This is a genomic window from Lysinibacillus sphaericus (genome assembly GCF_015844675.1).
Taxonomy (GTDB): Bacteria; Bacillota; Bacilli; order Bacillales_A; family Planococcaceae; genus Lysinibacillus; species Lysinibacillus sphaericus_E.
Window position 1 is genome coordinate 16,882 of record NZ_LDGC01000013.1, and the last position, 20,560, is coordinate 37,441.

15 protein-coding genes, 1 pseudogene and 1 other annotated feature are annotated in these 20,560 nt (G+C 35.8%); of the genes and pseudogenes, 14 read left to right on the top strand and 2 right to left on the bottom strand.

The annotated features are described in order from the left end of the window. The first annotated feature begins 63 nt into the window (after nt 1-63). Together ABE34_RS04415 and ABE34_RS04420 are read left to right on the top strand one after the other, a co-directional pair. Nucleotides 64-1,623: an AMP-binding protein gene (locus ABE34_RS04415; protein ID WP_197140747.1), complete on the top strand. Its 1,560-nt coding sequence runs from the start codon at nt 64-66 to the stop codon at nt 1,621-1,623. A gap of 42 nt (nt 1,624-1,665) precedes the next feature. Beyond that, a complete protein-coding gene (locus tag ABE34_RS04420; protein WP_197140749.1) occupies nt 1,666-3,009 on the top strand; it encodes an MFS transporter in 1,344 nt (447 codons plus the stop codon). A gap of 92 nt (nt 3,010-3,101) precedes the next feature. Here ABE34_RS04420 and ABE34_RS04425 read toward each other — a convergent pair whose 3' ends face one another. After that, nucleotides 3,102-4,706 (bottom strand): ABC-F family ATP-binding cassette domain-containing protein, encoded by a 1,605-nt coding sequence (locus ABE34_RS04425; RefSeq protein WP_197140750.1) that lies wholly within the window; start codon nt 4,704-4,706, stop codon nt 3,102-3,104. Between the two features lie 263 nt (nt 4,707-4,969). Between ABE34_RS04425 and ABE34_RS04430 the strand changes: the two genes are divergently transcribed. From ABE34_RS04430 to recQ, 12 genes and pseudogenes are all read left to right on the top strand, one after another. Then, on the top strand, nt 4,970-5,260 hold the full coding sequence (locus ABE34_RS04430; RefSeq protein WP_197140751.1) for a hypothetical protein: 291 nt from the start codon (nt 4,970-4,972) through the stop codon (nt 5,258-5,260). Then, a complete protein-coding gene (locus ABE34_RS04435; RefSeq protein WP_197140753.1) occupies nt 5,205-5,960 on the top strand; it encodes a tyrosine-type recombinase/integrase in 756 nt (251 codons plus the stop codon). Before ABE34_RS04430 ends, ABE34_RS04435 begins: the two co-directional genes overlap by 56 nt. A gap of 800 nt (nt 5,961-6,760) precedes the next feature. Next, a complete protein-coding gene (locus ABE34_RS04440; RefSeq protein WP_197140754.1) occupies nt 6,761-7,114 on the top strand; it encodes a hypothetical protein in 354 nt (117 codons plus the stop codon). 188 nt (nt 7,115-7,302) lie between these two features. Next, a complete protein-coding gene (locus ABE34_RS04445; RefSeq protein WP_197140755.1) occupies nt 7,303-8,007 on the top strand; it encodes a DUF5677 domain-containing protein in 705 nt (234 codons plus the stop codon). Nucleotides 8,008-8,043: 36 nt separating this feature from the next. Next, nucleotides 8,044-8,184 (top strand): hypothetical protein, encoded by a 141-nt coding sequence (locus ABE34_RS04450; protein WP_197140757.1) that lies wholly within the window; start codon nt 8,044-8,046, stop codon nt 8,182-8,184. Nucleotides 8,185-8,216: 32 nt separating this feature from the next. After that, nucleotides 8,217-9,170 carry a DUF2971 domain-containing protein gene (locus ABE34_RS04455; RefSeq protein ID WP_197140758.1) on the top strand — a complete coding sequence of 318 codons (954 nt, stop codon included), beginning with the start codon at nt 8,217-8,219 and terminating at the stop codon, nt 9,168-9,170. A 700-nt stretch (nt 9,171-9,870) separates the two neighbouring features. Beyond that, nucleotides 9,871-11,754, top strand: coding sequence for an FAD-dependent oxidoreductase (locus tag ABE34_RS04460; RefSeq protein WP_197140759.1), 1,884 nt, complete (start codon nt 9,871-9,873; stop codon nt 11,752-11,754). A gap of 156 nt (nt 11,755-11,910) precedes the next feature. Further along, nucleotides 11,911-12,129 (top strand) — a binding site (T-box leader). 112 nt (nt 12,130-12,241) lie between these two features. Next, a pseudogene (gene argS, locus ABE34_RS04465) lies at nt 12,242-13,921 on the top strand (arginine--tRNA ligase). A 159-nt stretch (nt 13,922-14,080) separates the two neighbouring features. Beyond that, nucleotides 14,081-15,253 carry a CynX/NimT family MFS transporter gene (locus ABE34_RS04470; RefSeq protein ID WP_197140761.1) on the top strand — a complete coding sequence of 391 codons (1,173 nt, stop codon included), beginning with the start codon at nt 14,081-14,083 and terminating at the stop codon, nt 15,251-15,253. A gap of 116 nt (nt 15,254-15,369) precedes the next feature. Then, nucleotides 15,370-15,936 carry a DUF6434 domain-containing protein gene (locus ABE34_RS04475; protein ID WP_197140762.1) on the top strand — a complete coding sequence of 189 codons (567 nt, stop codon included), beginning with the start codon at nt 15,370-15,372 and terminating at the stop codon, nt 15,934-15,936. 552 nt (nt 15,937-16,488) lie between these two features. Continuing rightward, complete coding sequence (locus ABE34_RS04480) at nt 16,489-17,616, top strand: TcaA NTF2-like domain-containing protein (RefSeq protein ID WP_241747004.1); 1,128 nt, start codon at nt 16,489-16,491, stop codon at nt 17,614-17,616. Nucleotides 17,617-17,624: 8 nt separating this feature from the next. Next, nucleotides 17,625-19,394, top strand: a complete 1,770-nt coding sequence (gene recQ, locus ABE34_RS04485; RefSeq protein WP_197140765.1) for a DNA helicase RecQ — start codon at nt 17,625-17,627, stop codon at nt 19,392-19,394. Nucleotides 19,395-19,466: 72 nt separating this feature from the next. Here recQ and ABE34_RS04490 read toward each other — a convergent pair whose 3' ends face one another. Next, entirely contained in the window at nt 19,467-19,814 is a 348-nt protein-coding gene (locus ABE34_RS04490) for a VOC family protein (RefSeq protein WP_197140766.1), read from the bottom strand. Nucleotides 19,815-20,560: the final 746 nt, after the last annotated feature.

The following is a 20,560-nucleotide window of genomic DNA, read 5'->3' on the forward strand; positions in this document are numbered from 1 at the left end:
TTTGCCTTGACGATTAATATACAGACTATAGTCTATGAATCTATTTCAAAAGGGGTGTAGAACATGGATCTAATTGGAAATAGAACATTGTGTTCTGTTTTAAGGGAGAGAGTTGCGCAGCAGCCTGAAAAAAGTTTTATTCGGTTTGAGGATCGTAACGGAATTTATTTTGAAAAAAGTTATGGGGATTTTTATCAGGAAGTTATGCGCTTCAGTAATGCACTTCTTAAGCTGGGCATTAAACGAGGGGATCATGTTGTGTTGCATTTACCGAACAATATGGAGTTTTTTACAGCATGGTTCGCTCTTGCAGAAATTGGTGGCATCATGGTGCCTACTAATATTTTATCTCCGGCGGATGAGATGGCTTATATTATTGCACATTCTGAAGCTGTTCTTATTATTACGGAAGAGGACTATATTGAAAAGTTTGTCAGTATACAGTCTGAAACACCAACTATACAAAACATTATAGTTACGAGACAACTAGATAACGTTGACGGTGTCTTATATTTCTCTAATCTCATTAAAGATGAGAGTGATAACAATGTGCATTTCCCAAAAGTTTCCGCAGAAGATATTGTGGCATTACTTTATACATCTGGGACTACATCCAAACCAAAAGGTGTACAAGTGACACATGCTAATTATATTTACACAGGGGAGTTAATGGCACGTTCAATCGCTTTAACACCTGAAGATCGAACATTTATTGTCCTACCGCTTTTCCATGGAAATGCGCAATATTATTCCACGATGTCTGCGATTATGGTAGGAGCAGGCATCGCAGTTACGGAGAAATTTAGTGCTTCACGTTATTTTAAACAAGCAAAGGCATTAGGTGGAACAGTTGGCTCTTTATTTGCCGCACCTATTCGTATGATTTTAGCGAAAGATTATGAAAAAGAGGCACAGGATAATCCGCTACGCCTTATCCTTTTTGCACAGTCAGTAGCAGAACACCAATTAATACAGTTTGAAGAACAGTTTGATGTGAAGTTATTGCAACTGTATGGTTTGACCGAGACAGTTGGCATTCCATTGATAAACCCTCTGTTTGGCATACGGAAAAATATGAGTATTGGAAGACCAAGCATTGGTTATGAGGTTCAACTTGTCGATGAATATGGGAACCCCGTGAATCAAGGGGAGATTGGTCAAATTGCTGTGAAAGGGATACGAGGAAGAACAATAATGAAAGGTTACTTTAAAAACGAACAAGCGACAAACGACACTTTTAAAGATAACTGGCTACTGACTGGGGATAACGCCAGAATAGATGAAGATGGCTATTTTTATTTTGTTGATCGTATAAAGGATATGATTAAACGTTCAGGTGAAAATGTGGCAGCCAATGAAGTGGAGCGTGTATTAACAGAGCATCCATTAGTATTTGAAGCAGCAGTTATCGGTGTACCAGATGATATGCGTGATGAAGCTATTAAAGTTTATGTTATTTTACAGACTGGCGCTGCAATTAGTGAAGAGGCATTGATTGCACATTGTCGAGAACGTCTCGCAAAATTTAAAGTGCCAGATCGTATTGAATTTGTGCCAGATTTCCCTCGCACACCAGTCGGCAAAATTCAAAAGCATGTTTTACGTAACGCTATTTATAGATAAAGCGAATGATTTGAAAATTTGACTGTAGAGAGAAGGGGCTATATGAAAAATGTGAAAATATTATTAGCAAGTTTAGCAGGCTCAATTATTGAATGGTACGATTTTTATTTGTATGGTACGGCAACAGGGTTAGTTTTTACAACGCTCTTTTTCCCTTCGACTAATCCAGCAATTTCGATTTTAATTGCATTTGCTACGTTTGGAGCTGGCTATGCGGCACGACCAATTGGAAGTTTAATTTTTGGTCATATGGGTGATCGTGTTGGAAGAAAAGCCTCGCTTATGCTTACGTTAATTGGAATGGGTGGTAGTTCTTTTTTGATCGGTTTATTACCTACCTATGCGCAAGTGGGGTTACTCGCGCCAACGCTATTAGTCATTTTGCGACTTATTCAAGGGATTGCACTTGGGGGTGAATGGGGAGGTGCTGTGTTACTAGCTACCGAATCGGCTACAAAAGGTGTGCGTGGCTTTTTTGGTTCTATTCCGCAGCTTGGTGTTCCAATCGGCTTAGTTTTAGGGACATTTAGTTTTACACTTATATCTTCATTAACGACAGAAGCACAATTTATGGCCTGGGGATGGCGTTTACCATTTCTATTTAGTGCAGTTTTAATCGTATTAGCGATATGGATTCGAAGCGGGATTGAAGAAACACCTGAATTTAAACGCAAAAAAGACAATGGTGAATTAGCTAAAATACCAATTGTCCAAGTATTTAAATACAATAAAAAAGACATTTTCCGCATTATTGGATTAAAAATAGGGGACGGATTCTTTAATGTATTTTTAATGTCATTTATTTTAGTGTATGCAACGACGTATATTGGCTACACAAGGGATGTCGCATTATTTGCTTTAACAATAAGCTGTGCAACAATGATTGTAACAATTCCACTAGTTGGTTATTTTTCAGATTTTATAGGACGTAAGAAAATTTATATCGGTGGCCTTATCACAATGTTATTGCTAGCTATTCCTTATTTTGTTATGATTCCAATCAGTTCAACTTATTTCTTTACGTTGCAAGTCATTCTACTCGGTATTGTTTGGGCAGCCATTTTCGCGACGCAAGGTACGTTCTTTTCTGAATTATTCCCAGCGAATGTTCGCTATACGGGGCTATCGTTTGGCTATCAAATCGCTGCGGCAATCGTCGGTTTTGGACCGATGTTATGGACTTCTTTAGCAACAGAGTATGGGGCTTCACCGTATTTATTTGGAGGATTGATGATAGCTGGGCTTCTAATATCACTGCTACTTGCAGTATTTTCGCCTGATACGCGGATCATCACTCAATATGAAGAAACTGTCGAAAAAGTACAAGAAAATGAACAGCTTTTAGATACTCAAGTGGAAGTGGCGATGACAACCTCGACAAAGTAGTCGTGTCCATTATTTTTACAAGGAAAGAAATATGCGCTTTATAGCATTAAAAAACAGGGTTCTCCTTTTGAATAGGGGAACCCTGTTTGATATTAGCTTAAGCCTTGGCTATCTTTCCACTCAAGGAATTCATCATACGTTAATAGTTTATCTAAAATTGTGCCGTCTTCACGGATTTCGATGACACGGTTCGCAATTGTTTGGATGAACTGATGGTCATGAGATGTGAACAGCATAGCACCTTTGAAGCGCATAAGTCCTTCATTTAGTGCTTGAATAGATTCAAGGTCAAGGTGGTTCGTTGGTTCATCTAGTAATACAACGTTTGCTGTAGCAAGCATCATTTTAGATAGCATACAACGTACTTTTTCTCCCCCTGAAAGTACAGAAGGTGATTTTTTTACTTCCTCACCAGAGAATAACATACGACCTAAGAAGCCGCGTAAGAAGCTTTCTGTTTCATCATCAGGAGAATATTGGCGTAACCATTCAACTAATGATTTTTCTGAACCTTCGAAGTATTTATCGTGATCATTTTCAAAGTAACTTTGAGAAGTTGTTACGCCCCATTTGAACGTACCAGCATCTGCTTTTCTTTCGTCCATTAGAATATCAAGTAGAGCTGTTTTTGCCATTGGATTACCAAGTAAAATGATTTTATCTTCTTTGTTCATTGAAAAGCGAATATCTTTAAATAGTGTTTCGCCTTCATTGCTTGCTGTAAGACCTTCCACTGTTAAAACATCGTTACCGATTTCACGTCCAGTTTGGAAGTTGATGAATGGATATTTACGGCTAGAAGGTTTAATGTCGTCAAGCTCGATTTTATCCAACATTTTCTTACGAGAAGTCGCTTGGCTTGATTTCGAAGCGTTTGCAGAGAAACGAGCAACGAATGCTTGTAGCTCTTTAATTTTTTCTTCTTTCTTCTTGTTTTGGTCTGCCATCATTTTTTGTGCTAATTGGCTAGACTCATACCAGAAGTCATAGTTACCAACATATAATTGGATTTTTGAGAAGTCTAAATCCGCGATATGCGTACACACTTTATTTAAGAAGTGACGGTCATGGGATACGACAATAACAGTATTTTCAAAGTTAATTAAGAATTCTTCTAACCATTGAATTGCTTTTAAGTCAAGGTGGTTGGTAGGCTCATCTAGTAATAGAACGTCTGGTTTACCAAATAGAGCTTGTGCTAATAATACTTTGACTTTGTCAGAACCTTCTAGGTCAGCCATTAGCATATAGTGAAGCTCGTCGCCAATTCCTAACCCGTTTAATAATGTTGCTGCTTCTGAGTCAGCTTCCCAACCATTTAGGTCAGCGAATTCACCTTCTAATTCAGCAGCACGCATGCCATCCTCATCAGAAAAGTCTTCTTTTGCGTAGATAGCGTCTTTTTCAGATTTTACTTCCCAAAGACGTTTGTTCCCCATAACAACTGTATCTAAAACATTGAATTCATCGTATTCAAAGTGGTTTTGTTTAAGAACTGATAAACGTTCGTCCTTACCCATTGATACATGTCCTTCTTGCGCTTCAATTTCACCAGAAAGAATTTTTAAAAATGTTGATTTACCAGCACCGTTTGCACCGATTAAACCGTAGCAGTTCCCTGGTGTGAATTTTATATTTACGTCTTCAAATAGTTTACGATCGCCATAGCGAAGACCTACATTACTTACTTGAATCATGCAAGTTCCTCCTTTTTTCACAATGGCACTAGTATATCATGAAATATGTACCATAGTCTATAAACATTATTAAATCAACGTTTGGTTATGTATTGTCAAATATTTGAACGAGATAAGAGTGGGGATAATGGAGTGTGGATTTGCAAATTCGGAAAATAAGTAAGGTTTTTGAACGTTTTTAGGGAAATGAACAGGTAAGTAAATGAAATTGATTTATCCCTAATTTATTACCTTTTAATATTTCATTGAAAGGAAGATGCAAAATGTCAAGAAAAGTAAAAGAATTGAGAATGAATGATGTTGTATTTAAGCCTAGCTTACAACCTAAGCAATCGGGAGATAATACCACCAAACGTAAATCCGATTCAATCCTAATCAATCAAGCACTTGAAATAGTAAACCGACAAATGCAATTACAAGGACTAAGACATAAGACTTTGTTGACTTATAACCAGACGATGCAAAAATTTGTAGAGTTTTTAAATATTGAGAAGGTGGATGATGTTAATAAAGAAGGATTTATGCCGGTTAGAATCACTCAATCATTTAGATAAGACAACTCAAGCTAACAGATTTGGTTTTGTATCAGCTATATTAACGAGATTTTATGAGAATGGTTGGATTAAAGGTAATAAATTTTGGAAGGACGTTAAAATTAAAGTAGATAAAAAAGTAAAAAAGGCGGAAAACGAAAGAGAATTAGAAATATTACTATCGGTGATCGACACTACCACATGGCTTGGTTGGCGAGACGTAACAGTTTTACTTCTACTATATAGGACAGGCATACGAATCCACACCTTAACAAGCTTAAAAGATGAACATATAGATTTTGATGAAAAAATGCTGGTTCTTTCAGGCGACATTATGAAGAATGGGCAGGTATTGAAGATTCCTTTGGAAGATGAATTATTAATGTTGCTAGAACATTTAATTAGGCAAAATCATGAGGTTAGGAAACGTTATAAAGAGAAAAATGATTATGTTTTCATTACGAAGAGTGGAAAGCCAACTTTGAATGACTATTCCCATAATAATGTTATATCAAAGCGTATAAACGCTTACTCAAAAAAATATGGGCTTTCAATATCACCGCACAAAATACGTAGGTTATATGCGACTAACTTGGTACGTAAAAAAGTACCTTTGGCAATTATTTCAAAGGCGCTTGGTCATTCTTCGTATGAGGTAACAAGGAATTATATCGAAATGGACGTAGATGAAGTGGCTAATACTTTACGTAAATATTTATGATGAATTAACAACAATAAAAAAGAGAGTTAGCTATTTTGCGGTAGCCGACTCTCAACACTCAATTAGCAGTACACCAATACAACTAAATATGAGCGAATATAGCCTTCATTTTACTTGAAAAAAAGTGAAAATGCAAAGGTCTAGTTTACTATTGTAGTAGCTCTTTGGTGGTTGCCCAATAACACCAATCGAAACTAAACTGGAAAAGTTATGACTTAGCCGACGCATTAAATAAGTCTAGGAGACCACTACAAGCTTCCTTGTTGGCTTGGGTATCTGAATGTGGTTGACGCATATAATCGGTCAGGAGTGGAAGATCTGTGTGGCTACGGTCATGCAGAATACATCACATAACACAATTTTATAGCAAACTATAATCCAGTGTAGCTATCGGGGCAGAAGTAGATTAGTAGATGTATTGAGAGAAATCTCACATTAACAAGGGCATACAATACGGATACCTCAAATGACGGATTCATGTAAATTTGCAATGACTGTCTATGTTTTTGATTCTATTAAGTTAGTTTCTGAAACGTAGGCAGTCATTTTTGCGCCAAGCCGTTTTCCTCAATTCTGACTTCATGATGGGGGGAGGCGTAAACAGTTGTCAAGATAAGAGTGTATTAATTTAATTAATGAACAATTTAATTTAACCAATTCTATAATTGTTGTTATAAAATATGTTTTAATTGGAAATATTTCTTATAGTATAATATTTGAGAGAGATACACTAGATTATTTTGAAATAGATAATGTCAATATATTAACTTCAATAATAGAAGTTTTTTAGGAGGTAAATTATGACTGATCAACTTGACGTAATAATTGACCCAAGAAAAGAATCGTATTGTTTTACATTTATTAAACACGATTGTTATAAACTTGCTACAGGCAGATGTACATTTGAATTAACCGATGAAGAATATGAGCAAGAGAAAGCCAATTGTAATTCTTCATATCACTATGAAGCACGTGTAGGTTATTTTCGTGAACTTTTGGAGAAGATGCGAGAAGGGGATACTATTTCAGCAACTGAACGTACTGGAATTTCTGCCCATCGAAATTCATGTGGACATATGACATTTTCAGACGGACAACATCGTTCATGCTTGCAAAGAAAAATAAATTACCAAAACTTCATTTTAATAGATTAGGAGATAACGGAGAGTGTTTGTGTCGTTCTTGTTATCTTGAAAATGAAGAAATACAAAGACAAAGAAGCTTTTGGGATATTTTTAAAAGAAAGAAAAAGGATTACATTAATGAAGATTTTCCTATTGATATTACAGACGATAAGTTATAGCTTTTTATCTAAAACAGTGATTTTATAGGAGTAGTGAAGATGGATTTAAACAATATCATAAATGAATTAAGAGAAGCTCATTATAGAATTTATGAGCATTCGGTAGAAAATAAACAGGATATAAATGCCTTAGACCAATCTCTAATGTTCCTATCTAGCAATGCTTTTTTGGAATTGAAATCATTGGTATTATTGGTCGAAAATAAAGCTTATCATGGCACTTATAGTTTATGCAGGAGCATATTAGAGAAATTTATTTATATGAGATACATTTTAGAAAAAGATTCAATGAACAGAGCTGAAGACTTTCAATTATCAAATTTAAAATCTTGGATCGAGATATACGAAAAAACTAAAAAGATGTATCCAGAACAAGTGCCACATATTGATAAAAACAAATTAAATGAATGTAAAAAGCCATTCATTTCTTCTAAAGATAAATATAAGTGGTATTGTGCTAGTGGTACTAATTCAATTTCAAGGTTATTTAAATATTTTAAAGAAGATAAGTATGGATATTATTACATGAAGTATAGTGGTGAAACACACGGTAATGATTCGATCACAAAATTTATAGATACTTTTAAACTAAATGACGACAAAGAACAATATGATAATTCAGAGGTTGTGTACATTGCGTTAGAGGCTTTTTGTGATATTTTAAAATCACTAATTGCCCACTATAATCTCAAAGAGATAGTTACTTATTCTAATATTTATGAAGAATATACAGTAAAATTATAAGATGAAATGAAGTTATTGTTGAAAGGAGAAATTTAAATGTCTAATACTAATCAACAGAAAGAAACTGAAACAAAAATGCCTAAATGGAAGTGTGATGAATGCGGTTTTGAATTCTATGGGATATCAATTGTTTGTCCATCATGTGAATTTGCAGACGTTGAGAAAATAGAAGAATAATAAATAACTTTTATAAAGGAGAGACACCTCGCTTGTGGAAAGAACAATACTATAACTTATTATTTTCAAAAAATAAAGAAGACTGTAATTTTGCCAAGGCAATGATTTTAAAATCTGAGAATATACCACCGTTATATAAATATAGAGCTGTTAATGAGTATACATTGTCTAATTTGAAAGATGATTTGGTATGGTGCAGTAGAGCAGATACATTTAACGATCCTTTTGACAGTGGAGTGACTAAAAATATTTCGGTGCATCACGAGCAAACAAAAAACCTTCTCATAAGAGAGTTTTGCGCATCGTTTAAATTAGATTATCAGGATATGTTACATATTACTAAATCTCTTAATTTAGATAGAACTCAACAACGTTTAATCGATATGTTGAAAGATGTAGGAATAGAAATTCCCACAAGTTTTATAGAAAAGATGCATGAATGGGTACAATCAACATTAGATGGAACTATAGACCTTTTTGATAATCATTTAGAAAAAATGAATGAATTATTTCAAAAAAGTGTATATGCTTCATGTTTCAGTGAAGAACCTCTATCTATATTAATGTGGAGTCACTATGCTGACAATAACAAAGGTATTTGTTTAGAGTATAACTTCAGTAATTTAGAATTACCTAGTTATCTTACTTATGATATCCATCCTGTGAGATATACAGATAGCATAATAGATTTAACCTTGTATGAAAATACAACGCATATCAGAAAGGCACTGTTGGCTTCGCTGAATAAATCTAAAGATTGGGAATATGAAAAGGAATGGAGAATCGCAGTCGACTATTCAGATAATAAAGATTTGGGATTTCCTTATGAGGTAACTAAGCCAGTAAGCATAATAATGGGTTCTAGGATTAGAGATAGTGATAAAAAACTTGTACTAGATATAGCTAAAGACAAAGGTATTGCAGTTAAACAAGTTAAAGAAGATAAGCTTAATAGAAAATTGTATATTATCGATGATGATTATTAATTTGAAATAGAAAGATTATTATATAGAATATAAAATCATAATTTATTGAACTACCCCAATTTCGCTTCTCTTAGAAGGGGGAGATTCCAAAGTACAACTTCATAATCGAAAGTTTTCATGTCCTTACGCCCTTTATACTCCTAGAAACGGGGATTTCTGGCGGAAAATGAAAAAACAATCATAAAGACCTATAACAAATTAATAGGTTCTAGTTGCTTCATTGCTACAATATCGCTAGAATGATTATGTATCTTTTTTTGTTTTAGGTTATACATACATATTTATTGTTTCTAATGCTTTAAATGCATTTGGTTAGTTCTTAAAGTTGATATTCTGCTGCTATTCCAACCCCCAAAGATTTACCACTACGAATATCAGTATAGGTAACTGTCAGTAGAAGACTATTATTTCATCATATTTTCATGCCGTACCGTCCAAAAATGGTACCACTTGTTATAGGAAATGAAAACCCTTGAACTCACCAAGGATGTTATTTTAGGTGGATCAATTTTATCTCCTATATGAAAAACTATTTTGAAAAGTACCTAGACTGTAAAGACCTATTAGGTTTGCTACGAACTCACGTTGAAATGTAAAACAGTTAATAACTATATAAATATGTCATGTCAACTTTTTCAAAAGGTGATCATGATTATAAACAAGAGATGCAGATGGAAATTTTATCTATTGGAGGTACGTTATGGGTAAGGGCTTGATAAGATCAGCCATATTAATAGTAGTAATTGTACTAGGTATAGGAAGTTATTATTTTATAACAGATATTAGAAGTGAAATGGCACATAAGAAACTTGTGAAAAACTATGAAAAGCCAATTCCAGAAAAAACAATAAATGAAGATTATGATGTAATTGTCATTGGTGGAGAGCCAGAAGGGGTTGCTGCTGCAGTATCAGCAGCTCGTAATGGTGCAAAAACACTTTTAGTAGAAAAGCGTGAGGAGTTAGGTGGGTTATTTACGTATGGAATGCTCAATTTCCTTGATATACCTCGAAATGACGCTAAGCGACCAGTTAGTATGGGTATTTTTAAAGAATGGCACGACCTAGTTAGAGGGAAAGATGCATTTGGAATTATAGATGCGAAGGCTGCCTTTAAAAAGCTTGTCGATGAAGAACCAAATTTAACGCTTTCTGTACAAACAGAAGTTGTTAATGCCAACCTTGATTCTAATCAGCTAGCATCAGTAGAATTAAAAAATAAATATGGTACGTATACTGTAAAAGGCAAGACATTCATTGATGCTACACAAGATGCTGATTTTGCTACAATGTCAAAAGTTCCATTTTTCATGGGTGGAGAAGATATTGGCATTAAGGATAAGAGAATGGCTGTTACCTTGATGCTACATTTAAAAAATGTTGATTGGGATAAGGTGAAAAAAGAAGCAAACTCAAATACTTTTGGTGGTGCACACCTAAATGATTCAGTTATGTGGGGCTTTACAAAGCTTCATGATGACTATAAGCCAGTACAAGAAGGTACAAGATTACGAGGCTTGAATTTAGCAAAAGTAGATGATGAATATTATATTAATGCTTTACAAATTTTCGGAATTGATGGTTTGAATGAACTTTCCAAACAGGAAGCAATTGAAAAAGGAAAGAAAGAGACTGAACATATTTTAAAATATTTACATGAGAAGTTTCCTGGCTTTGAAAATGTAGAAGTTGTGAGTTATCCGGAGGAACTATACGTCCGTGAAACAAGACATATTTGGGCAGAATACCAATTACCGATGTCTGATGTTTGGAAGAATAGTGATCATTGGGATAGCATTGGCGTAGCTGCGTATCCAGTTGATGTTCAAGCGCAAACGCCTCATGATTATGGATATGTTATTTCAGCTCCAAATCAATATGCCATTCCTTTCCGTTCGTTAGTGCCGAAAGAAATCGATGGCTTGCTTGTTGTAGGTCGTTCTGCAGGTTATTCATCACTTGCAGCGGGTAGTGCACGTGTCGTTCCAACGGGTATGGTGACAGGTGAAGCAGCGGGAGCAGCAGCAGCATTAGCAACTAAAGAAGACGTAACCTTTAGAGCAATGAGTAAGGACAAAAAACTCATCAATACTTTACGAGAAGATTTGAAGAAACAAGGAGCCTTTGTAGATCCTTTTGAGATGGATTATCCTTATAAAGATGAATGGTATGATAAATCTATTCAAACTTTAATTAATTACGGTCTCGTTGTTGGTGGTTATTCGAATGACTTAAATGTTGAAGATACAGCAACAAAGATTAAGTTTGCGAAAATGCTAAAAGAGGGCGTTCAACGTGTTAGTCCAGAGAAAATGAACGAGCTAAAGGATAAGCTGGATGTCGTTATCTATAAAGTAGCTAAAAAAGAAAAAAGCCCAATTAAAAGAGATGAAGTTGCACAATTCTTGGCGGAAGTATTAGTAGGCAAGTCAAGTGATAACAACTGGAATGTATTGATTGAAAAAGGGATTATCAGTGAAAAATTAGCTAAAAGATTAACTGAAAACAAGGAACTAAAATTAAAAGAGTTGTATGCCATAATGGCTGATGTTATCCATTATGCAGAAAAGGAACATTCCCACTAATAAGTGGGGAATGTTCCTTTTCCTTATATTACGGCCTTATGTACTCGTAATATGGTCAATCCAAAAAGTGCTCCATTGGAATCGATTCAATTATTTAAAAATCAAGATCTTGTTGACTAGAAAAAGGAACTACTGTAAAATAATTTGAAATTATAGTTACATTCTGAGATGAAGAGAGTAGTTTATGGAGCAACTGGAAAGCGAATTAGGGATGGTGTGAGCCTAATGCAGGAGCCATAAATGAAACGCACTTTGGAGAAGGTTCTCGAATTAGTAGTAGAGAATATCGGGGAGTCACCTCGTTAAAAATGGAAGTGGTCATATTATATGGCAACTAGAGTGGTACCACGGGATAAATATGCTCTCGTCTCTATTTTAGAGACGAGGGCTTTTTTTATCTTCATTTAGTATGAATCGTCCGTGCACAATTCAAAATTCGAACGATTTGTTTGTTTACAAGATAATGGATTTCTGTATAGAGAGGAGAATAAATATGAATACACAAATTGCAAAAAGTATTGCTGAGGCATTAAATAATGAGCTGTCCGTTATTGAAATTCAAAATTTACTGGAGAAACCGAAAAAAATGGACTTAGGGGATTTAGCATTTCCGTGCTTTACGCTAGCCAAAAAATTAAGAAAATCCCCTCACATTATAGCGTCCGACATTAAAAATAATATAAGCTGCGATTGCATACAAGAAGTTCAAGTAGTGGGTGGTTATGTCAATATTTTTTATCATCAGCCAACGATTACTCAAAAGGTTCTTAGCCAAATTGTAAAAGAGAAAAATTTATACGGGAGTCAACAAGTGTCCAAAGGGAATATAGTGCTCGATTTTTCTTCACCAAATATAGCGAAGCCTTTTTCTATGGGGCATTTACGTTCAACAGTAATCGGTAATGCTTTGGCCAATATCGCCGAGAAAAACGGCTACAAAGCAATTCGCATTAATCATTTGGGTGACTGGGGAACGCAATTTGGTAAATTGATCGTCGCTTATCAAAAATGGGGGGATCAAAAGACGATTGAAGCTGCCCCGATAGAGGAACTGCTAAAAATTTATGTAAAGTTCCATGAAGAAGCCGAGCAGGATGATTCACTGAATGAACAGGCACGTACCGCATTTAAAGCATTAGAAGATGGGGATGAAAAGACGTTAGCTCTTTGGCAATGGTTCAGAGATGCATCACTCGAAGAATTCAAAAACATTTACGAATTGCTTGGAATCGACTTTGATTCATTCGCTGGGGAAGCGTTCTATAATGACAAAATGGCTGCTATTGTTAATGAGCTGGAAGAAAAAGAACTGCTTGTGAAATCTGAGGGTGCTCATGTCGTTGAAATAGACAATATGCCTCCATGCTTAATAACTAAAACTGATGGTGCTACGCTTTACGCTACCCGTGATTTAGCAGCTGCTTTTTAACGTAAACAACAATATGACCCTAAAAAATCATTTTATGTCGTAGGGCATGAACAATCACTTCATTTTAGTCAATTATTTAAGGTCATTGAGAAGATGGGGTATGATTGGGCAAAAGACTTGCAGCATGTACCTTTTGGGATGATTTTAAAAGAGGGTAAAAAAATGTCGACGCGTAAAGGAAAGATCGTTCTATTAACAGATGTACTAACAGAAGCAATTGCTACAGCGAAGCGAAATATCGAGGAAAAAAATCCAAATCTAACTCATAAAGAGAGTATCGCACAACAGGTTGGTGTAGGAGCGGTCATTTTTAATGATTTAAAAAATGATCGTCTTCATGATATTGAGTTTTCTATTGAGCACATGATGAATTTTGAAGGTGAAACAGGGCCATATATTCAATATACGTATGCACGTATCGCATCTCTTTTGGCAAAAGCAGATGCACAAAGTTATGAAGTATCGTTCGAAGCATTAGGTGAGCAAGCATGGCCTGTTATTTTATTGCTCGAACAGTTTCCGAAAGTAATTGTTAACGCCTTTGAACAAGTAGACCCATCACAAATTGCTAAATACGCTTTACAATTAGCGCGCCAATTTAATAAATATTATGCGCAAAATAAAGTATTGGTCAATGACAGCCAAATAAAATCAAGATTAGCATTTTGTCTATGTGTATCCATTGTGTTAAAGGAGTCGTTAGCACTATTAGGCATTGCCGCACCTAAAAATATGTAAAAACGATTAGTGTTTCTACTATATCCTGCAACAAGGAATAGCAATGGAAATTGACCATACCTAGAAAAAATGGTAAAAGGGTATAGTGAGAATTCAAAGGTCTTATCAAATTTCGTTGAATTTTTAACCGCATAATTAGAGAGAAGGTTTTTAGAAAGTATGGAGAAAAAGCAAAGGCGTGTTTCCATGGTACTTGTGGTTGTTTGTATTTTCTTTGTTGCGCTCAATATGCGCCCAGCAGTCACAGGAATAGGACCACTATTTAATGTACTTTTAGAATCACTCCATATATCAAATACGCAAATGAGCTTTTTAACATCTATTCCGGTGTTTTGTATGGGACTCTTTGCACCATTCGCAGTCCCATTACAAAGAAAACTTGGAACAAAAACAGCTATTACACTCTTAATAATCATCTTAACAATAGCAAATGGTCTACGCTTTATAAAAGAAAGTTATGTATTACTTGTAGTCACAAGCTTTGCGGCAGGATTTGCCATTGCACTGATAGGACCTATATTAAATGCCTATATTAAGAAAAAATTCCCGAGCCGTTTTACTACGGTGGTTGGTATTTATTCATTTGGAATAGGAACAGGGGCAACATTGAGTGCGGCACTAACATTACCATTTTATAATCATTTTCATGAGAGCTGGACGATGGCGCTTGGCTCTTGGGCAATACTTGCTATTATTGCTCTTTGTATATGGATCCTGACAATACAAAATCAAGAGCTACCAGAGACAGCAGTATTTACAGAAAAAGGTGCACGAAATCCGTGGAAAAATGTCCGTGCTTGGACCATTTTAATTTACTTTGGCTTACAAACATCGTTGTTCTTCTCTATGATGTCCTGGTTAGTACCGATGTTACAGGATAAGGGCTTTTCCCTTGGCGCTGCAAGCTCTATGCTAACATTTATGTCGATTGTACAAATGATTGGGAATATTTTGGTCCCTGTATTAATGGAAAAATGGTCGAGTCGAATCGGCTGGCTCTTCTCCTTAGGGGTCTTTGGCATTATTGGCTTTGTATTGCTATGGGTAGGCTCAGGGACTCTATTATGGATTGCGGTATTCATTATAGGTATTGTCTTAAGCGGCTTATTTCCAATCGGTTTATTGCTACCATTGGATGAAGCAAGAAATGACGAGGAAGCAAATAGCTGGTCATCTATGGTGCTTTCAGGCGGTTTCATGATAAGCGCCATTATCCCAATACTGATTGGTTATTGCTATGATGTGACGGGTAACCATACATTTACCTATGCAATTTTTATCACATTAATGCTAGGCATTATAGCTACTATCATTTTTCTTAAGAAAAAATAATGTGGAAACATGCGCGAATGTACGCGCATGTTTTTTTATGCTGTTTTCGTAATTGATTTTGCCAAGTAGAAACTATTGTTCTATAATGTGGAATGAGTATTAGGGAGGTATAATTTATGAGACCTAAACTAACGAAAGATATAAGTGTAGATAGTTTTAACGATTTCTATTGGTTAAAGGAAGAATTGCAGTCTTTTTGTAGAAAAAACGGAATAAGTGCTTCTGGTTCTAAAATAGAGATTTCCAATAGGATTGAAACATTTCTGCAGACAGGGGAGATTAAGAAGCCTGTCAGAAAATCAAAAGCGAAAAAAATAGAACAGCAAGTAGACTTAAGTCTTGATACAGTCATTACCGAAAGTCATCGTTGTAGTCAAAATGTAAGGGCGTTTTTTAAGACAGTACTTCCTAAATTTCATTTTTCAACCTATATCCAAAACTATTTTAAAAACAATGTCGGAAAAACTTATCGTGATGTGGTAGACGCTTGGAATAATGAGGAAGAACGGAAGAAAGACCCTTCATACAAGAAAAACATTGCACCCCAATTTGAATATAATCAATTCATCCGAGACTTTTTTTCTGACCCGAAAAACCAAGGGAAAAGTCGTGAAGAAGCGATTGAAGCATGGAATACAATCAAGAAACTACCTGGAAACAATAAATATAACTCTAATAATTAGCTTACGATGATCATTATTATAGTGGTGTAAATGCATCAGTAAACAAGGTAGGATGTTCTAACATCTAGATGGGGACTGGGAACACCGTGCAAATAAAATAATAGCGGGTTATCAAGACAAATTCCTCAATAGTAATTAACTTCTCGGATTTATTTTTAATAAATTTCATTTTTAACTGCTGATAACTCAACATGTCTACCAAGCTCAGTAATTGAAGCGGGAAGGCATCTTTTTTTTATCATTTCAACCGCAAACGATAAGTTATTTTCCATATCAAAGATAATAAAGAGTCTTTTTTTATAGGTAGAACGAAATGAACATAAGACGAGAGCAATATTTTAATAATACATACAGAAAGATAATATTATTATGTAAACTTGAAACGTAGCATAACCTTGTTTATGATAGAATAGAAAGATGTTTAACTGACTTTCAGTTATGAAACTTGCTACCTCTATAGGTAATGAGATGGATACGGGTTGAAGTTAATTTTCAGCACGTCCACTGAAAGAAGTTAAAGTTTCCAACGCAATTATGCCAAGGCATAATTGAATGATAGAAAGTTTTGGTGAACGTATGTGGAAAAAGATGCTCATTCTTGGAGCGACAACTTTACTTTTAACGGGCTGCGGCAATGAAACATTAGCAGAGGTAGTTCAAAGTAAAAAGACCGATGTGACATCGGAAAAGGCTGTGACGAAGCAGCAAGAAAAAATTGTGCCCGAAGTAAAAGTAGTTGGGGAGAACGGAATCGGTGCAGGGATTATTGTTAAAAAAGAGGACGGTAAACTTTATATTGTGACAAATGGGGCGCTCGTGGCTTCAAAGCCAACTGCGCTTGTACAATTTAATAATGATAAACTGATGGAAGCCGAAGTTCACTATTTATCGACAGCTTATAATATAGCCATTTTAGAAGTTTCCTATAACGTATCGGTAAAGGTACCGACCGTTTATAATGGGGAATTAAATCAGTTAGCTGTTTATGTCGATAGCTTACCACACACTATTCAAAAATATAGTGACAGTGTAGCAGCTTATTACATAGATGCAAAACAAAATACCCGTATAGGGAGTCCTGTTCTAGAAGCGGAAAATGGTGAACTTGTGGGCATCTATTTTAAACGCAAGGAAAACGGTGTATCACAGCCGTTTATATTGCCAATTAAAGATATTGTAATGTTATTGGATGAATGGTGTGAAAGTGGCATGAAGCCAAGTAATCGACTAACTCAAGCCAAAAACTTGTATCCGTATATAGAACAAGGTGATAAGGAAGCCGTCCAGCAAGCAATTGATCAATATGGAAAGAACATTTTTGCTTTTCATACCGATGAAATAAAGCTATTTTTAGATACATTTCATAAGCAATTAAGAGCTGCTGTTGAGGTTCAAGATGCTAGTGTCTTGAAATCTTTCTTAGGGTCAAACGATACACAAAGCACCCTGGATAATATGGTTGCCTATTACGCTTCCAAAAAAGCGCAAATTTATTTTTCAGATACGACGATTAAAAATATCAGCATGGAAGGACAAAATATTATTGTTCGTGCCAAAACTGAATATGTCCTAACAAATTCTGCTGGTCAAGAGGCACTTGCAAACTCTATGATGGTATATGTAATAAATAAAAATGAACAGGGCGAGTATAAGCTTATTCGTCTAACAACTGAGGAGTGAAAAGTTGGATGGAGCAAGCAAGACAAATGCTACAACATCATTTTGGCTATGATTCATTTCGCAATGGACAAGAACCAATTATTGAACAAACATTACGAGGTCAATCAAGTCTTTGTGTGATGCCAACTGGCGGAGGTAAATCAATTTGCTATCAAATTCCGGCGCTCATGCTAGATGGCCTTACAGTCGTCATATCACCTTTGATTTCTTTGATGCAAGATCAGGTAGAAGCATTACGTGCTGCAAATATTCCAGCGGCGTATATTAATAGTACATTAACCGTGCAAGAAGTGAATGAAACGATCCAGCTTGCTAGTGCGGGTTATTTAAAGCTTCTTTATATAGCACCAGAGCGATTAGAAAGTGCAAGTTTTTTACAAGTATTATTGAATTTATCTGTACCTTTGATTGCTGTGGATGAAGCACACTGTATATCTCAGTGGGGCCATGATTTTAGACCAAGCTACCGAGCAATCCAAAAATTATTTACATTGTGGCCGCAAAAGCCAACTGTCTTAGCACTTACTGCCACAGCTACACCAGCTGTTTGTGATGATATTAGACAATTATTAGACATTGACGAGCAATCAACTGTCATTACAGGTTTTTCACGCGACAATTTAGCATTCTCTGTATTAATCGGAGAAAACAAAGAGCGCTACATTAAAAATTATTTACTAAAAAATAAAAATGAAGCGGGCATTATTTATGCGGCTACACGAAAGGCTGTAGACGCGATTTATGAGCAGTTAAGCCGTTCGGGCGAAGCTGTTGCAAAATACCATGCGGGACTATCTGAGGACATGCGTATGTCAGAGCAAGAGCGCTTTTTAAAAGATGAGGCACGCATAATGGTAGCTACCAATGCATTTGGAATGGGTATTGATAAGAGTAATGTACGCTTTGTCATTCATTATCAAATGCCACGCAATATGGAGAGTTATTATCAGGAGGCGGGACGTGCAGGGCGTGACGGCTTACCAAGTGCTTGTATTTTACTGTATGCATCAGGTGATGTTCAAACACAACGTTTTTTAATTGAACAGACGCAGGACGAAACACGGATTGCACAGGAATTAGGAAAGCTGCAAACGATGGTTGATTATTGCCATACAGAAGGCTGTTTACAAAATGCCATCTTAACGTATTTCGGCGAAGTACCAGGGACGCCTTGTAGTCGTTGTAGTAACTGTAATGATGGACGAGAAGTGAAAGATGTGACGGTAGATGCACAAAAGGTGTTAGCCTGCGTCGTAAGGATGGGGCAAAAATTCGGTAAGACGATGGTAGCCCAAGTGTTAATAGGCTCCAAAAATCAAAAGGTCACTGAATTTGGCTTTGCAAGGCTGTCTACCTATGGCATATTAAAAGGACAATATTCCTCTAAGGATGTCTCAACCTTTATTGAGTTTTTAATTGCTGAGGGCGTTCTTGCCGTTAAACATGGCACGTTTCCAACCATTTATGTTTCAGAGGAAGGTAAAGAAGTCTTACTCGGAAATCAACAAGTCATGAGAAAAGAAGCTGTTACTGTGCGAAAGCTTGTAGACAATGATCCGTTATTTGAGCATTTACGATTATTACGTAAAGAGATTGCAGATGAGGAAAAGGTACCACCATTTGTTGTGTTCTCTGATAAAACATTACGTGATTTATGTGACAAAAAACCGAATAAGCTAGAAGATTTACGACATGTTAGTGGGATTGGTGAAGTAAAATTCGAAAAATATGGCGAGCGTTTCTTCGAGGCTCTGCAGTCTTTTTTGAAAACAGTTTAAATAGAGAAAAGGGAAGTGCTTAATTCAACAGAATTAGGCACTTCCTTTATATTCGCAAAGTATTACAATCCGCTATTTCTCCCAAAGCTCGATCAGTCGACCTTCCGGATCTTTAATCCAAATAAACTTTCCAAATTCACTTATTTCTTTTTCCTTCTCAAGAGGAACACCAATATGTTCGAGATGCTTAATAGTTTCATCTATATCATGCACTTGGAAATTTAACATTACTTGTTGTTCTATTGGAAAATAACTGTCATTTTCGTTAAAGAATGAAAAGATTGTCTCATTTCCTACTTCGGGTTTAATCACAGTTCCATTCCAATTGTCTATTTCCAACTTCAACACTGCACTGTACCACTTTTTGATAACATCAAGATTGTTAGTTCTCCAAAATATTCCCCCGAAACCTTTTATCATCGTATCTAACTCCTGTCTGACTTTCAATTTTTTCGTTTTTCGAATTAGGTTTAGTTCTTTCTTCAACTATACCGCTTGAATAGTTTAAGTACAATTTTTCATAGTATCAATTTTAGCATAAATATCCATTTGCTTTTGGCAATTAGAATCAAACTCGTTCACAAAAACAAAAAACCCGGAATATTAATATTCCGGGCTTGATTCTCACTTACTTATAGTGCTCCATGACACACTGCCTCGCTTCCGCATTGATCTTAATATTCTTAAGACAACTGTGCTTTAGCTTCATTCAGCTTTGATGGTCCTTCTGAGTTACCGGTCAATCCCACTCATCGGGTTAACCCTCCTTGTCATTGGATTTGAAAGTGAAATCTTAAATAGTATAGACCGTTCATCATTTTCTATACACGTTTTTAAAAGGAAAAAATTTAAAGGCAATACTTTTCCGTCCTGAATCGCCTTAGGCCCGTAGATGTTTTTTGCGCGAAAGAAAAGCGACAGCAACAACATGTTTTGTCTGTGCGAAAGCGAAGCGACAGCAACAACATGTTTTTGTCTGTGCGAAAGCGAAGCGACAGCAACAACATGTTGTCAGTTAGGCTGTTATCGTAGGAAGAATAACTAAAGAGGGGATAAAACAAAAAATAACCCGGAATATAAATATTCCGGGCTTGATGTTCACTTACTTATAGTGCTCCATGACACACTGCCTCGCTTCCGCATTATGTGCTTTAGCTTCATTCAGC

Bases quoted from the DNA above. Each gene is read 5' to 3' on its own strand.
- ABE34_RS04415 (WP_197140747.1), top strand. From the start codon at position 64: ATGGATCTAATTGGAAATAGAACATTGTGTTCTGTTTTAAGGGAGAGA.
- ABE34_RS04420 (WP_197140749.1), top strand. From the start codon at position 1,666: ATGAAAAATGTGAAAATATTATTAGCAAGTTTAGCAGGCTCAATTATT.
- ABE34_RS04425 (WP_197140750.1), bottom strand. From the start codon at position 4,706: ATGATTCAAGTAAGTAATGTAGGTCTTCGCTATGGCGATCGTAAACTA.
- ABE34_RS04430 (WP_197140751.1), top strand. From the start codon at position 4,970: ATGTCAAGAAAAGTAAAAGAATTGAGAATGAATGATGTTGTATTTAAG.
- ABE34_RS04435 (WP_197140753.1), top strand. From the start codon at position 5,205: ATGATGTTAATAAAGAAGGATTTATGCCGGTTAGAATCACTCAATCAT.
- ABE34_RS04440 (WP_197140754.1), top strand. From the start codon at position 6,761: ATGACTGATCAACTTGACGTAATAATTGACCCAAGAAAAGAATCGTAT.
- ABE34_RS04445 (WP_197140755.1), top strand. From the start codon at position 7,303: ATGGATTTAAACAATATCATAAATGAATTAAGAGAAGCTCATTATAGA.
- ABE34_RS04450 (WP_197140757.1), top strand. From the start codon at position 8,044: ATGTCTAATACTAATCAACAGAAAGAAACTGAAACAAAAATGCCTAAA.
- ABE34_RS04460 (WP_197140759.1), top strand. From the start codon at position 9,871: ATGGGTAAGGGCTTGATAAGATCAGCCATATTAATAGTAGTAATTGTA.
- ABE34_RS04470 (WP_197140761.1), top strand. From the start codon at position 14,081: ATGGAGAAAAAGCAAAGGCGTGTTTCCATGGTACTTGTGGTTGTTTGT.
- ABE34_RS04475 (WP_197140762.1), top strand. From the start codon at position 15,370: ATGAGACCTAAACTAACGAAAGATATAAGTGTAGATAGTTTTAACGAT.
- ABE34_RS04480 (WP_241747004.1), top strand. From the start codon at position 16,489: ATGATAGAAAGTTTTGGTGAACGTATGTGGAAAAAGATGCTCATTCTT.
- recQ (WP_197140765.1), top strand. From the start codon at position 17,625: ATGGAGCAAGCAAGACAAATGCTACAACATCATTTTGGCTATGATTCA.
- ABE34_RS04490 (WP_197140766.1), bottom strand. From the start codon at position 19,814: ATGATAAAAGGTTTCGGGGGAATATTTTGGAGAACTAACAATCTTGAT.